11 protein-coding genes, 2 tRNA genes and 2 rRNA genes are annotated in these 14478 nt (G+C 43.6%); 5 read left to right on the top strand and 10 right to left on the bottom strand.

The features are described from left to right. Window positions 1-7 precede the first annotated feature (7 nt). The gene (locus ATB74_RS19010; RefSeq protein WP_061019448.1) at window positions 8-2224 is read right to left on the bottom strand and encodes an ABC transporter permease subunit; all 2217 of its coding nucleotides are present in this window, start codon (window positions 2222-2224) and stop codon (window positions 8-10) included. A gap of 200 nt (window positions 2225-2424) precedes the next feature. Between ATB74_RS19010 and ppk1 the strand changes: the two genes are divergently transcribed. Together ppk1 and ppx are read left to right on the top strand one after the other, a co-directional pair. Beyond that, window positions 2425-4521, top strand: coding sequence for a polyphosphate kinase 1 (gene ppk1 / locus ATB74_RS19005; RefSeq protein ID WP_061019447.1), 2097 nt, complete (start codon window positions 2425-2427; stop codon window positions 4519-4521). Next, window positions 4512-6023, top strand: coding sequence for an exopolyphosphatase (ppx, locus tag ATB74_RS19000; RefSeq protein ID WP_061019446.1), 1512 nt, complete (start codon window positions 4512-4514; stop codon window positions 6021-6023). Before ppk1 ends, ppx begins: the two co-directional genes overlap by 10 nt. Window positions 6024-6101: 78 nt before the next feature. On the opposite strand, the gene ATB74_RS18995 is transcribed toward ppx, so the two are convergent. Genes ATB74_RS18995 through phoB form a run of 3 tightly spaced genes read right to left on the bottom strand, consistent with a single transcriptional unit; the run spans window position 6102 to window position 9097 of the window. Further along, window positions 6102-7079: a PstS family phosphate ABC transporter substrate-binding protein gene (locus tag ATB74_RS18995; RefSeq protein WP_061019445.1), complete on the bottom strand. Its 978-nt coding sequence runs from the start codon at window positions 7077-7079 to the stop codon at window positions 6102-6104. Further along, the gene (gene phoR, locus ATB74_RS18990; protein ID WP_061019444.1) at window positions 7076-8374 is read right to left on the bottom strand and encodes a phosphate regulon sensor histidine kinase PhoR; all 1299 of its coding nucleotides are present in this window, start codon (window positions 8372-8374) and stop codon (window positions 7076-7078) included. Before phoR ends, ATB74_RS18995 begins: the two co-directional genes overlap by 4 nt. Before the next feature lie 33 nt (window positions 8375-8407). Then, complete coding sequence (gene phoB / locus ATB74_RS18985) at window positions 8408-9097, bottom strand: phosphate regulon transcriptional regulator PhoB (RefSeq protein ID WP_004735064.1); 690 nt, start codon at window positions 9095-9097, stop codon at window positions 8408-8410. Between the two features lie 193 nt (window positions 9098-9290). Between phoB and rdgC the strand changes: the two genes are divergently transcribed. From rdgC to ATB74_RS18970, 3 genes are all read left to right on the top strand, one after another. Continuing rightward, complete coding sequence (gene rdgC, locus ATB74_RS18980; protein ID WP_017062534.1) at window positions 9291-10205, top strand: recombination-associated protein RdgC; 915 nt, start codon at window positions 9291-9293, stop codon at window positions 10203-10205. Window positions 10206-10411: 206 nt separating this feature from the next. Next, a complete protein-coding gene (gene yegQ, locus ATB74_RS18975; protein ID WP_061019443.1) occupies window positions 10412-11830 on the top strand; it encodes a tRNA 5-hydroxyuridine modification protein YegQ in 1419 nt (472 codons plus the stop codon). Window positions 11831-11862: 32 nt separating this feature from the next. Beyond that, window positions 11863-12117 (top strand): YfhL family 4Fe-4S dicluster ferredoxin, encoded by a 255-nt coding sequence (locus ATB74_RS18970; RefSeq protein ID WP_004740368.1) that lies wholly within the window; start codon window positions 11863-11865, stop codon window positions 12115-12117. 41 nt (window positions 12118-12158) lie between these two features. Here ATB74_RS18970 and ATB74_RS18965 read toward each other — a convergent pair whose 3' ends face one another. The 6 genes from ATB74_RS18965 to ATB74_RS18940 all read right to left on the bottom strand — a co-directional run. Continuing rightward, complete coding sequence (locus ATB74_RS18965) at window positions 12159-12467, bottom strand: hypothetical protein (RefSeq protein WP_060983276.1); 309 nt, start codon at window positions 12465-12467, stop codon at window positions 12159-12161. Window positions 12468-12741: 274 nt separating this feature from the next. Then, on the bottom strand, window positions 12742-13581 hold the full coding sequence (gene mepA, locus ATB74_RS18960; RefSeq protein WP_061019442.1) for a penicillin-insensitive murein endopeptidase: 840 nt from the start codon (window positions 13579-13581) through the stop codon (window positions 12742-12744). A gap of 318 nt (window positions 13582-13899) precedes the next feature. Further along, window positions 13900-13976: transfer RNA gene (locus ATB74_RS18955), tRNA-Trp, on the bottom strand. 35 nt (window positions 13977-14011) lie between these two features. Next, a tRNA-Asp gene (locus tag ATB74_RS18950) sits at window positions 14012-14088 on the bottom strand. A gap of 43 nt (window positions 14089-14131) precedes the next feature. Beyond that, window positions 14132-14247, bottom strand: a 5S ribosomal RNA gene (rrf, locus tag ATB74_RS18945). A gap of 129 nt (window positions 14248-14376) precedes the next feature. After that, window positions 14377-14478: ribosomal RNA gene (locus ATB74_RS18940) — 23S ribosomal RNA — on the bottom strand; the annotation flags it as partial.

The following is a 14478-nucleotide window of genomic DNA, read 5'->3' as shown; positions in this document are numbered from 1 at the left end:
TTTAAAACTACAGCGCACGATATTTATCTCTCAGTCTTTGTCTAACCCACTCTGCAACTGAGTTCACCGCAAACGTGAAAATAAACAGCAACAATGCTGCCAAGAACAATAAGCGGAAGTGAGAACCGCCAACTTCTGATTCAGGCAATTCAACTGCAATCGTTGCTGATAGCGTTCTCATCCCTTCCAAAATATTCCAATCGAGAATTGGTGTGTTACCTGTAGCCATCAAGACGATCATTGTTTCGCCCACCGCTCGTCCTAACCCCATCATGATGGCTGAAAAGATACCCGGACTAGCCGTCAATAACACTACATAAATAAGGGTTTGCCACGCTGTCGCGCCCAACGCCAATGAACCATCTGATAGGTGTTTAGGTACAGAGAAAATAGCGTCTTCGGCGATAGTGAAAATTGTCGGGATAACCGCAAAGCCCATAGCAAAGCCAACCACCAGCGCATTACGTTGGTCAAAATCGATGCCATAACTAGCCAAAAAAGTACGAATATCACCACCAAACAACAAGGCTTCAATGCTGTTTCCACCAGCAAACACAGCGACCACCGTAATCATCAATACGGGTATCAATATTAAAGCATGCCAGCCATTAGAGAAGCGACTCGTCACCATTTTAGGTAAGCAGTACCAAACAAGCCCCGTAAATAATGTGCTTAGTGGTAATAACACCATTAATGAGAAGACTGCAGTTAAATGCGTTTCAACAATTGGAGCAAACCAAAGCCCGGCCAAAAAACCGATGATCACGGTCGGAAGTGCTTCCATCAGCTCTATCGAAGGCTTCACCACTCTTCGCATTCGTGGAGACATGAAGTATGCAGTGTAAATGGCTCCGAGCACAGCAACCGGCACGGCAAACATCATCGCAAACAGAGCGGCCTTAATGGTACCGAACGTGATAGGTACTAAACTGAATTTCTCTTCAAAATCATCGTTCGCCGACGTTGATTGCCAAACGTATTGTGGCTCAGGGTAACTTTCATACCAGACCTTTTGCCAAAGTGATGAGAATGATATTTGTGGGTACTCATTGTCGACTTTAGCCACACTGATAGTGCCGTCAATCAACGTTGCCAGATGCAGTTCATTGGCAGACATAGCGGCTAATTGTGGTGATTTATCAAACGCTCGTTCAAACAACGACAGCTTTTCACTGGTTGTATAATGGCTTTGTAATGTGCCGTTTTTATAGAAGCTGTAAAAACCTTTTCTATAAGTATCGGGCAGAATAAATTGCACTTGTTCGGCAAGTTGGAAATCTCGAATATGGGTCAGACTACGCTTTTCATCTTTGAGTACATCGAACCACTGAGAAACCTGGCCGTCCTCATGCGTGACCAACAACGAGTATGCCCCAGACAGTAAATCGATACTTTTTACGGAATGCTTCGCATCGTTTAAGCTAAGGTCAATCACTTCACGAACACCAAAGCCGGTATCTGATAGTTTTAAAACAACCAAATCCGATTGTGCTCGGAGATATAAAGTTTGCCCATCAGGTGTTACGAGCAGTTGCTGCTGCAAGCCCAATTTATCCGACAGCCATTCGCTCTTCTGAAAAACATACTGACCAGTAAGGTCACTCTGATACCACTTAACCAAGACTCGCTGGTCACTTAACTGAGCAGCAACCGTAATACCGCGTCCATTTTTTGAGAACGCAAATTTGTCGATCGTTGCCCCGTTTGAGGATTCATCATTTAAAAATGGTTCAGGGAGATCGATTTGCTCAATTTTAGGTTCGGCTTCGCTGCCCTTTTTCAGCACAGGCGCACTATACTCAGGATAGAAAAAAGTAAGATTGCTTGCGCTGTCGGCAAAAGCAAACCAGTTTTCAGATGGGGTATTTCGAGAAAAGGCGACTGGGTTGTCTACAACATTACGCTCAAAGTAAGAGTGTGTATTTTGGGCCTCTAAATCCCAAAACTGTACCAAACCGGATTTTTCGATAGTAAATGCATGCTGACCATATTCATCAACTGATAAGACGATAGGCTTTTCTACGGCAACGGTCTTCACGGCTTGGTCAGTATCTAAACCAGTGTCAGAAAATACCGGTAAAATGACCATCGCCAAATAAACAAAGATCAATACCAGAGCAGCGAGAACACTGACCGCACCACATGTCACCGAAAAACGGACGAGACGATCTTTCAACCATCTTTTTTTGTCGCGCTCTTTCAATGAAAATTGGGCTGAAGCCATCTGTTTATCTACCTTTTTTTAGCTACTGACATAATATGTACCTTAGATGACAATTATATTACAAGTTACGTTAAACAACTGAAACTAATAACAAGTTTGTTAGCCATATTTCTTAAAGTAAGATCATAGATTTTGTGCATTTTGCTATTCTAAATTAAAGTAATCAGCTCTATAGCCAGTACTCAAGGATTCTCATCTCGATGGAAAAAGACTATGTCACAAAAGAACTTAGCTGGTTATCGTTCAACGAAAGAGTGCTCCAAGAAGCGGCAGACAAGTCAGTACCATTAATCGAAAGAGTTCGTTTTTTAGGTATTTACTCGAAAAACCTCGATGAGTTTTACAAAGTTCGATTTGCTGATGTGAAGCGAAAGATCTTACTTCAAGATCCACAGCTACTCTCCAACTCTCCGAAAACCTTACTGACTCAAATGCAGAGTAAAGCGAGCAAGCTCGATGCTCAATTCCATGACCTGTATAACGACCTGTTGTTGGAACTAGCGCGCAATCGTATTTTTCTGGTCAACGAACAGCAAATCAGCGAAGAGCAAAGTGACTGGATCAAAAAGTACTTTAAGAAAAAAGTGCTACCACACTTAACTCCGTTTCTCTTGAACGAAGATAGCCAGTTGCTCAACCTTCTCAAAGACGAACAAAGCTACTTAGCCATCGACATCGGGCATGAGGCATCTTCTCAATATGTCTTACTCGAAATCCCATCAGAGGCACTCCCTCGATTTGTAAAGCTACCGGAAGCTTCGGGTTCGCAGCGTACGACTTTGATCTTGTTAGATAATATAGTTCGATTTTGTTTAGATGACTTGCTTAAAGGATTCTTTGAGTATGACTCATTGCGTTGTTTTGCGATAAAAATGACGCGTGATGCCGATTATGATCTTCAAGAGGACAATGAAAATAACCTATTGGAATCGATGTCTTTAGGCTTAGAGCAGCGCTTAACGGCACTGCCGATACGTCTGATCTATGAATCAGAAATGCCTGCTGAAATGCTCAACTTCTTGCAAGTCAGACTTAAATTGTCTGACTATGATAGTGTCATTGCAGGTGGTCGTTATCATAATTTCAAACATTTCTCTGAGTTCCCAAGCCTTAACCGACGTGATTTAGTTAATCGCCCACTACCCGCGATTAAGTGCGCAAATTTCAACCACCACCAAAACTATTTCGAAGCAATCAAAGCGCGTGACATCTTACTCTATTACCCTTATCACACCTTTAATCACATCACTGAACTTATTAGGCAGGCTTCCTTTGATCCCAAGGTTACTTCCATCAAAATAAATGTTTACCGTGTTGCGGAAGGCTCAAAACTCCTCAGCTCGATCATCGACGCTGCGCACAATGGTAAAAAGGTCACCGTGGTTGTCGAGCTGCAAGCCCGCTTTGACGAGCAAGCCAATATTCAATGGACCAAGAAACTTCGAGAAGCGGATGTAAAAGTCATCCATGGCATCCCGAGCTTAAAAATTCACTCCAAGCTGCTGCTCATTAAACGAAAAGAAGGCAAGCATACAGAGCATTATGCCCATATTGGCACCGGTAACTTTCATGAAGTTACAGCGCGCGTGTATACCGATTTTTCTCTGCTCACTGCGAATGAAGATTTGACTCAAGAAGTGAGGCAAGTCTTTAAGTATATTGAAAATCCTTATCAAAAGTCACAGTTCAAACAACTGATTGTGTCACCAAAGAATACAAGAAAACGCCTCTACCAGTTGATAGATAATGAAATACAAAATTCGATAGAAGGTAAGCCCGCAAGCATCACTCTAAAACTCAACAACTTGGTTGATCGAGAGATCATTGAAAAACTCTATCAGGCCAGCCAAGCCAATGTAAAAGTGAGAATGGTCATTCGCGGCATGTGCTCTCTTGTCCCTAGCATACCCAACATCAGTGACCATATTGAGATTGTCAGTGTGGTCGATCGTTTTCTCGAACACCCGAGAGTGATGATATTTAGTAACGCTGGAAAGCCGAAAGTCTATATCTCCTCTGCTGACTGGATGACACGAAACTTTGATCATCGCATCGAGGTTGCCGCCCCAATTTTAGATCCAAAGATCAAGCAAACCATTATCGATCTCACCGAGTTTCATTTCGATGACAGTAACAAAGCTCGAGTGTTAGACCAATCGATGAGCAATCCTTACATACAACCACCAGCTAACCCACTTGATTACCCGACGTCACAACTCTCCACTTACCACTATATTAAACGTATGGAGAAACTTGCTCGCAAGAAGTACAAACAAGAGAAGAAATCATGCCGCTAATTGATAACAAACATTCTCGATGTATTGCCGCTATCGACTTGGGTTCGAACAGCTTTCACATGGTAGTTGCCCGAGTATTCGATCAACACCTGCAATTAGTCAGCAGACACAAACAGAAAGTGAGATTAGGTAATGGATTGGATGAACGTAACTTCTTATCCGAAAGCGCTATCGAGCGAGGCCTAGAATGCCTTAAAGTATTCGCAGAGCGACTAGCGGATTTTGAACTTGATGATGTCAGAGTTGTTGCGACTCATACTCTCAGAAAGGCCAAAAACGCTAAAGACTTCATAGAGCAAGCTAAACCATTGTTCCCTTTTCCAATAGAGATCATTTCCGGTCAAGAAGAAGCTCGAATAATCTATAACGGCGTAGAACATACTCAAACCGCCTCTGAATCTAAATTGGTTATTGATATTGGTGGAGGGAGTACCGAACTCGTCGCAGGACAAGGTTTTACTCCCTTAATTATGCGCAGTTTACCTATGGGATGCGTCAGTTTCACTCAACGTTTCTTTGCTGACGGAGGGCTAACCTCAAAACCCTTCTCAGATGCTTATACCGCGGCTACTCGTCTATTGATGCCATTAATTGAAGAATATACAAAAAAACCTTGGGAAATCGCCTTTGGCTCATCAGGGACGGCTAAATCAATAAAAGAGGTACTCACTGGCTTAGGGTTCACCGATGGCCTCATTACGCCCCAACGCCTGTCCTATTTAAAGAATCACTTATGTGAATTTTCATCATCCAAAGCCTTAAATCTTTCAGGTTTAAGTGATGAGAGAAAGCCAGTGTTTGCAGCTGGCGTCACCATTCTTTCAGCAGCCATGGATACGCTTGACATCAAAGAGTTACATTTTTCTGATGGTGCCCTGCGAGAAGGCGTTCTTTATGACATGGAGGATCGATTTAAAGATATTGATGTTCGAACAAGAACTGCCGAAACGCTCGTCTCTCGATACCATGTAGACGTAACTCATGGCAAGAAAGTGAAAGAACTCGCTCTTTCATTGCTGAAACAAGTACAGCCTCAAGTGACAACGGCGGTCACTAATGAGCTGTATGATCTGCTTAGTTGGGCTGCATTGCTTCATGAGGTAGGACAAAGTATTGCATTCCAAAGCTATCATCGCCATTCGGCTTATCTGCTGAAGCACACAACAATGCCAGGCTTCAATACTGAGCAGCAACGTCTGATCTCAACATTGGTTCGCTATCAAAGAAAAGCGCTCAAGCTACAAGAGTTTCCGGAGCTTTCTCTATTTACTCAGCAACAAGTCACACTGCTGATTCGTATATTGAGGCTTGCTATCTTACTCAACCGTCAGCGAAATCAAGCACAGGCCCCAGACGTATCGCTAACTATAAAACAACAGGATAACTGGGAATTGAAAGGGTCTAACAGCGATTGGTTGGCCCATAACCAACTGCTTGATTGTGAACTCAGAGAAGAGCAACGACGTTGGCAAAATGCTGGATGGTTGTTGAGGCTAAAATAACGAACCATTAAAATAAAAACAGCCTGCGACATCGCAAGCTGTTCATATGTTTCTTTTCTAAGTTTGTAGTAGCCTCAATCAGAGCCCGACTTTTGCCAACTCTTGCTCTGCGAACTCAGACGGTATCGCTAAATAGCCATCTTTCTCTACCAATTCTTGCCCTTGCTTTGAGAACACAAAAGTGAGGAACTCTCTCTCAACAGGAGAAAGCGGTTTATCTGGGTGTTTGTTCACGTATACATAAAGAAAGCGTGATAGAGGGTAATCACCACTCAAGATATTCGCTCGAGTCGGCTCTACATAATCAGAACCATGCTTGGTAATAGGAATTAACTTAACGCCCGCCACTCGATAGCCAATACCCGAATAGCCAATCCCACTGATTGATGAAGCGACCGACTGTACAACCGATGCAGAACCAGGCTGCTCATTGACTCGGTTCTTAAAGTCACCACCGCATAAGGCGTTTTGTTTGAAATAGCCGTAGGTTCCCGAAACGGAGTTACGACCAAACAGTTGAAATCGATGTTTTGCCCATGGCTGATCGACTCCTAAATCTTGCCAGTCGGTTAACTGCTTCGTTGCACCGCAACGCAGTGTCTCTGAAAATATACCGTCAATTTGGCGAAAATTGAGCCCTTCAATAGGGTTATCACGATGCACAAAAATGCCAATGGCATCAATAGCAACTCGCAGTGCCGTCGGCTTATAGCCATGCTCTCTTTCGAATGCTTCGACTTCTCTTAGGCGCATCGGTCGACTCATTGGCCCTAAGTGAGCAGTACCTTCGGTTAAGGCTGGAGGAGCGGTAGAAGAACCAGATGCTTGGACTTGAGCATTTACATTCGGGTAGTAAGACTTGAACTCTTCCACCCATAGCGTTGTCATGCCTGCCAAGGTATCCGAACCCACCGACAATAAACTCCCTGAAATACCCGGAACCTTAGAATAATCAGGAAGAAAATCGACACCCTGTTCTGCATGGACAGAGTTAACCAAAGCCAACGCTAACAATGAACTGACGGGTAAACGCACCCTGCGTATGAGGGAAATCATGACACAGTCAATCGATTTGGAAGCGTGAAGTAGAAGCGGCTACCGACACCCACTTCACTTTGAATTTCCAAATGTGAGTCATGGTGACTAAGCGCATGTTTCACAATAGCTAATCCAAGACCACTACCACCAGTATCACGTGAACGTGCTTTATCTACACGATAGAAACGCTCTGTGAGTCGATGTAAATGCTGAGGTTCAATACCATCCCCCGTATCTGATACGTCTAAGCAGGCGCCTTGACTAGTCTGATACCAACGTACCTTAACCGTTGCGCCCGGTGGTGTGTATTTCACTGCGTTGTAGACCAAGTTAGATATCGCACTCCTCAGTTGATCTTCATCAGCTAAAACTCGTAGGCTCTTATCGATATCAAATTCCAGCTTATGCTCACGCTCACCACTTAGGCTTGCAGCCTCTTTTTCAAGAACCTCAAGCATCGCCGGAACGTTGACCACTTCATCGAGATCATGCATTGGCGCAGCTTCAATTTTAGAAAGCGTGAGTAGTTGATTAACCAGACTGTTCATGCGATTCAATTGCTCAGTCATCACACCATGCGCCTTAGGCCACATAGGCCCAACGATCATGTCTGGATCTTCCGTCATTTCAAGGTAGCCCTGAAGTACGGTCATTGGAGTTCGTAGCTCGTGAGAAACGTTAGCAAAAAAGTTACGACGCATTCCCTCCAACTGCTTAAGCTGAGTAACATCACGTACCACCATTAGGTGTTCACCCTCGGTGTACGGAACAATACGCAGTTCGAGCATCCGCTCCACATTAAGTGGAGAAGGCATCTCTAATGGCTCAGAGAAATCTTGCTTATTCAGGTACTTAATAAAATCTGGAGTGCGAATCAAATTCGAGATAGGTTGACCAGAATCGTCTGGCCAACGAAAGCCCAACAAATACTGAGCCAGTTTGTTACACCAAACGATATTGCCTTCGCCACGAAATACCACAACGGCATCGGGAAGGGATTCTGCACCGTTGCGGAAACGGCGAATAAGATTAGTCAGTTCTTTACGTTTGCGACGCTGTCTCTGCTGCATACGATAAATACCGTTAAACAGAGATTCCCAGTTTCCTGAGCCTGAAGGTGGCGTTAAACGCTTTTCATCCCACAACCATGCAGACAAACGCATTTGATTGTGCAGATGCCAACCGAGCTGCAATACAGTTGCAGCCAGCAGTAACCAAGGTAAGTAACCGAATATCCATCCGACTAAAACCCATGGTGCGTAAAAAAAAGCCAGCTCCCAAGCCAGCTTTTTCCAGGTTAACTTTTCAACCATTCAGGACTCCGTAAACTGGGTAGCGAAGCCACACTAAGCCTTTGTAGAAAAACGGTAGCCGGCGCCGCGAACCGTTTGGATTAGCTTGTCGTGACCAGCAGATTCAAGCGCTTTACGCAGGCGTCGAATATGTACATCAACAGTACGATCTTCAACGTAAACGTTGGTGCCCCAAACGTTATTCAGCAGTTGCTCTCGGCTGTACACACGCTCTTGGTGCGTCATAAAGAAATGCAGCATTTTGAATTCTGTTGGGCCCATATCAACTGGACCTTCGCTTGCGGTAACGCGGTGTGATACTGGGTCTAATTTAAGACCTTGTACATCAATCACATCTTCCAGTGCCGTTGGTGTTACACGGCGGATAACCGCTTTCAGACGAGCGACGAGCTCTTTGGGTGAAAATGGTTTGGTAATGTAGTCGTCAGCACCCACTTCTAAACCACGAACCTTATCTTCTTCTTCGCCACGAGCCGTCAGCATCACCACTGGGATGTTGCGAGTTAACTCTTCACGCTTCATGTGCTTGATAAAGTTTATCCCGCTACCACCAGGTAGCATCCAATCTAGTAATACTAGATCTGGGAAAGGTTCACATAGCTTGTTTACCGCTGTATCGTAATCTTCAGCCTCTACTGCTTGGTAGCCTTTTTGTTCAAGCACGAAACACAGCATCTCACGAATAGGTGCTTCATCTTCAACAACCAGAATCCTTCTCGACATAATTGAATAGCCTTTGTATTTAATCAACGCATTGCATTATCTGAGTTAATTATGACACTTTTGTGACCTTTGAAAACAAATTTTCATATAACTGTCTCAAACATTTCACTTTATAACTTTTGATACAGAGCTAAGGACAAATCGAATTAGATCTCATATCATGAAGCACTTCTAAAAAGGTATGAGAAAAATTATGTGGTTTAAAAATTGCCTAGTCTATCGCTTCAACCGTGATATTGATTTCAATGCAGATCAGCTAGAGAAACAACTTGAAGAATTCCGTTTTACTCCTTGTGGTAGCCAAGACAAACAGAAATTTGGTTGGGTACACGCAATGGGTAGACATGGCGATATGATGACGCACGTATCAGAAAACCGCATTCTAATCTGTGCAAAGAAAGAAGAGAAAATGCTACCGGCTTCTGTGATCAAAGAATCATTGAACGCAAAAGTAGAAACGCTTGAGGCAGAGTCTGGCACACCTCTGAAAAAGAAAGAGAAAGACAGCCTAAAAGAAGACATCATCATTGATCTACTTCCTCGCGCATTCAGCCGCAGCAACTTCACTTACGCGCTGATCATGCCAAAAGAAGGCTTTATCGTAGTTGATGCGAGCAGCTACAAAAAAGCAGAAGATGTATTGGCATTGCTGCGTAAGACAATGGGTAGCCTACCGGTTGTTCCTGCGATTCCAGAGCAAGCGATTGAAACAACGTTAACTGAATGGGTAAAGTCAGGCGATACGCCTCAAGGTATCACTATGCTTGATGAAGCAGAGCTAAAGTCTATCCAAGAAGACGGCGGTATTGTTCGAGTTAAGAAACAAGAACTAGAAGCGGATGAAATTAAGAACCACATCGAAGCCAATAAGATGGTGACGAAACTTCTTATCAACTGGCAAGACCGCATTGAATTCATTCTTGCAGAAGATGGCAGCATCAAACGCCTAAAATTCAGTGATGAACTAAAAGACGAAAACGACGATATTCCTCGTGAAGATCAAGCTGCACGTTTTGATGCAGACTTCTCTCTACTTTGTGGTGAGTTCAGTGTTTTCCTTCCAAACCTGTTCGAGTCATTAGGCGGGTTAACTCAACCTAACGCTTAATCAGTCCAACTGTAAGCTCAGGTGCTAACGGTATCTGAGCTTATTTCTCACTAAGTTCTCGCCTATATCTTCCTATCTACCCTCTTGTTAATGTCATTGCTACCTTTAGGGCTATCAACCAAACTCATTTTAGCGTAAAATTTGCGCCCCTTTGATATCACTTGGTGGTATCAACCTGACTTGAGATCAGATTAGAGAACGAAGCAATGACGACACAAAAACCATTTGTACCTGAACTATTATCACCGGCAGGAAGCCTTAAAAACATGCGTTACGCATTCGCCTACGGCGCAGATGCAGTTTACGCAGGCCAGCCACGTTACAGCCTTCGCGTTCGTAACAACGAGTTCAATCACGAAAACCTACAAATTGGTATCGATGAAGCTCATGCTCAAGGCAAAAAGTTATATGTTGTATGTAACATTCAGCCACACAACTCTAAATTAAAAACATTTATTCGCGACCTTAAACCAGTTGTCGATATGGGCCCAGACGCTCTTATCATGTCAGATCCTGGTCTTATCATGATGGTTCGTGAAGCATTCCCTGAAATGCCAATCCACCTTTCTGTTCAAGCAAACGCAGTAAACTGGGCGACCGTTAAGTTCTGGTCAACTCAAGGCGTTGAGCGTGTGATTCTATCTCGTGAGCTTTCTCTTGAAGAGATCGAAGAGATTCGCGAACACTGCCCAGAAACAGAACTAGAGATCTTTGTTCACGGTGCTCTTTGCATGGCGTACTCTGGTCGCTGCCTACTTTCTGGTTACATGAACAAGCGCGATCCAAACCAAGGTACTTGCACTAACGCTTGTCGTTGGGAATACAAAACAGAAGCGGCAAAAGAAGACGAAAACGGTCAGATCGTTGAAGCAAACCCTACTGGTGTTGCTATTCAGGAAGTAGAAACGCAAGATATTGAAGTTCAAGACGAACGTCCAGACAACACATTAGGTCTTGGTAAACCAACCGACGAAGTTGTGTTACTTTCTGAGTCACATAAGCCAGAAGAAAAAATGGCAGCGTTTGAAGATGAGCATGGTACCTACATCATGAACTCAAAAGATCTTCGCGCGATCCAACACGTTGAACGCCTAACGAAGATGGGTGTCCACTCTCTGAAAATCGAAGGTCGTACTAAGTCTTTCTACTACTGTGCACGTACAGCTCAGGTTTACCGTAAAGCTATCGATGACGCTGTCGCGGGCAAGCCGTTCGATGAAAGCCTAATGGGTACACTAGAGAGCTTAGCGCACCGTGGCTACACTGAAGGCTTCCTACGTCGTCATACTCACGATAGTTACCAAAACTACGAGTACGGTTACTCTATCTCTGATACTCAACAGTTTGTTGGTGAGTTCACAGGTAAACGCCGTGGCGACCTAGCAGAAGTAGAAGTGAAGAACAAATTCCTAGTTGGTGACAGCTTAGAAATGATGACACCGAAAGGTAACGTTGTTTTCAAACTGGAAGTTATGGAAAACCGTAAATCTGAAGCGGTCGACGATGCGAAAGGTAACGGTCACTTTGTCTTTATCCCGGTGCCAGCAGATCTAGATTTAGAGTATGGCTTACTGATGCGTAACTTGAGCGAAGGCCAAGATACACGTAACGCTTCAGGTAAGTAACTTTACTTAGAAACTCAACTGAGAAGAAAGCAATGGCTCTTTTAATCACTGACAAGTGCATAAACTGCGATATGTGTGACCCTGAATGCCCAAATGGTGCAATCACAATGGGTGACAGCATCTTTGAGATCGACCCAGATTTGTGTACTGAATGTAAAGGTCACTATGAGAAGCCAACGTGTCAGTCTGTATGTCCAATTACAAAATGCATAATCACTGATCCAAACCACATTGAAACTGAAGATGAGCTACTAGAGAAGTTTGTTATCATTCAAGGCTTGACCTAAAAGAAGAAAGGTTCAACTTAACCATAAGTTGAACCTTTTTTTTAACCTGATTTTTCGATTGGGTAAATATTGCAGAAGAGCTCTTTTTCAAATTGGTACTCGAGTCGCTCTCGCCAGTTTATCGACTGAGATACAGGAACAAGATAAAAGTTTTCCCTGCTGGTATCTGTCACAAATGCCATTCCATACTGCATCAATTCATAGTGCACATCATTTACGAAGCTAGGGTCTAAACGTTGTCTGCCCGTCAATTGGGTGATGTCATCCCTCGAAATAGAAATACCCGAGCTTTCAGCGTTGAACCTATGTCTTAACCATCCTGAAAATTCCTTTGCACAAATCATAGTCATAGTCTTATCCTTGAATTATCTATCTACGGGTATCAGACTCTGATTTTACATACTGCACATAAGCCGCATCTTTCACCCCAAAAACACGCCATCCTTGACCAAGCCGTGTCAAATTCGTCATCGCCCTTGCTGATACCGTTATTAGTTTTATTAATATCAAACGATGTTCTTAATCTCGTGTTTATAAACTCTAGACAAAAGTGTGATGTTTCTCCAGTTTTAGAGTCGAGAAAACCAGTGGCTGTACCACTGTAAAAAGCCTCGATTAACAGGATTACTTATTCGATATCAAAGCTAAACACTGACTTGGCATCACTTTAACTTTTTTCTTTTTCTTATTTTTCGCTACTTTTGGGGGAGGTGGAACTGGAATGGTCTTTGGAGCCCAACTGGCAAGTTCATCTCCACAGCCATCACCTTGAGGAGGATTTGCTTGAGCTATACAATTTGAACTGCCTTCAGGACACTTTAAACGAACGTGGAAATGTGAATGATGTCCCCACCAAGGCCTTATTTTGCCTAACCAAGCTCTATCATTAGCGTCAGAGCCTTCTTGTTCACAAAGGGTTTGCTTAATCACTGGATGAACAAAAATGCGTACCACTTTTTCATCTTTCGCTGCATAGCGAATAACTTGAAAATGATCATTCGTCCAATTAGATTGACGAAGTTTGTAGTTGGTAAGATCCACAACACTGACAGGTTTAGGGACTGCGAGTTCATTTTCAGACAGCCTATTATTGGTTAACCTTAACCATATATCAATATCCAAGCCTGTTTGATGACTTGAATGACCAGACGAAAAGCGCCCCCCTCGTGGTAAAGAAATGTCACCAACCAGTAAATTAGTATTGAGTTTCTCGCTGGTAGTTACACCTAACCTCTCAATAAACTTTATGGCTTCTGTATGGCCATAGTAGCGCTCCCTCTGAGGCCGAATAACCTGATAACCTTGGCCGTTAATCGGTAAAGCCTGTGCACCTTCAAGGCAACCATTGGCATAACTACCTATTGATGAGGTTGAGTTTATTGTCGGGCTTTTTTCTTTTTCCCACGGAGTTGCCGATACGTAAAACGAGCAAAAGATCAGAGCCAATATACAAAGTAACCTCATAACTATTCCAAATGAATGATCATTACTTTTCATACTAGTCGTCATTAGGAAATAGGTGCATATTGAGGGCGATATTTTGGATACAAAAGAGGGATTTTATTTAGAGAAGGAGGTTAATTCTCAAATCATAGAAAGCAAAAAGGCTCTAGCATTTCTGCCGGGACGCGCAGTCTAGAGCCTTAAATATGGCAGGGGTGGACTGGGCCGGCACTCCGGAGATTAGACCGGGCTGACGATCCAGCTCCCAACATTCCAACATTGCTTCGTAGAAGCAACAGATGCAAAAAAGCCTCAGCATTTCTGCTGAGGCTTCGTATATGGCAGGGGTGGAGAGATTCGAACTCCCAACACGCGGATTTGGAATCCGCTGCTCTGCCAATTGGAGCTACACCCCTATTTTCAGTTTTAAAGAGCTGAAACTCTGAATAAGTGGCGGAGTGGACGGGACTCGAACCCGCGACCCCCGGCGTGACAGGCCGGTATTCTAACCAACTGAACTACCACTCCGCAGTGGAATACTTGTCGTCGCTGACAAGTGTTCAAATTTAAAGCCTGGCGATGTCCTACTCTCACATGGGGAAGCCCCACACTACCATCGGCGCTATTGTGTTTCACTTCTGAGTTCGGCATGGAATCAGGTGGGTCCACAATGCTATGGTCGCCAAGCAAATTTTGCTTTTACTTTCAGCTTTTTTAAAAACTGAAGGCAAAATAATCTGGAAAACTGTATTTAAAAGTCTCTTTCAAACTCATTCAAGGTCTGTCTTTGAGTCCACAAAACCCCTTGGGTGTTGTATGGTTAAGCCTCACGGGCAATTAGTACAGGTTAGCTCAATGCCTCGCAGCACTTACACACCCTGCCTATCAACGTCGTAGTCTACGACAACCCTTTAGGAC

The organism is Vibrio splendidus (assembly GCF_001557875.1).
In the GTDB taxonomy this organism is placed as follows: Bacteria; Pseudomonadota; Gammaproteobacteria; order Enterobacterales; family Vibrionaceae; genus Vibrio; species Vibrio splendidus_F.
Note: the sequence above shows the minus strand (reverse complement) of the source record. Positions and strands in the feature narration are given on the sequence as shown.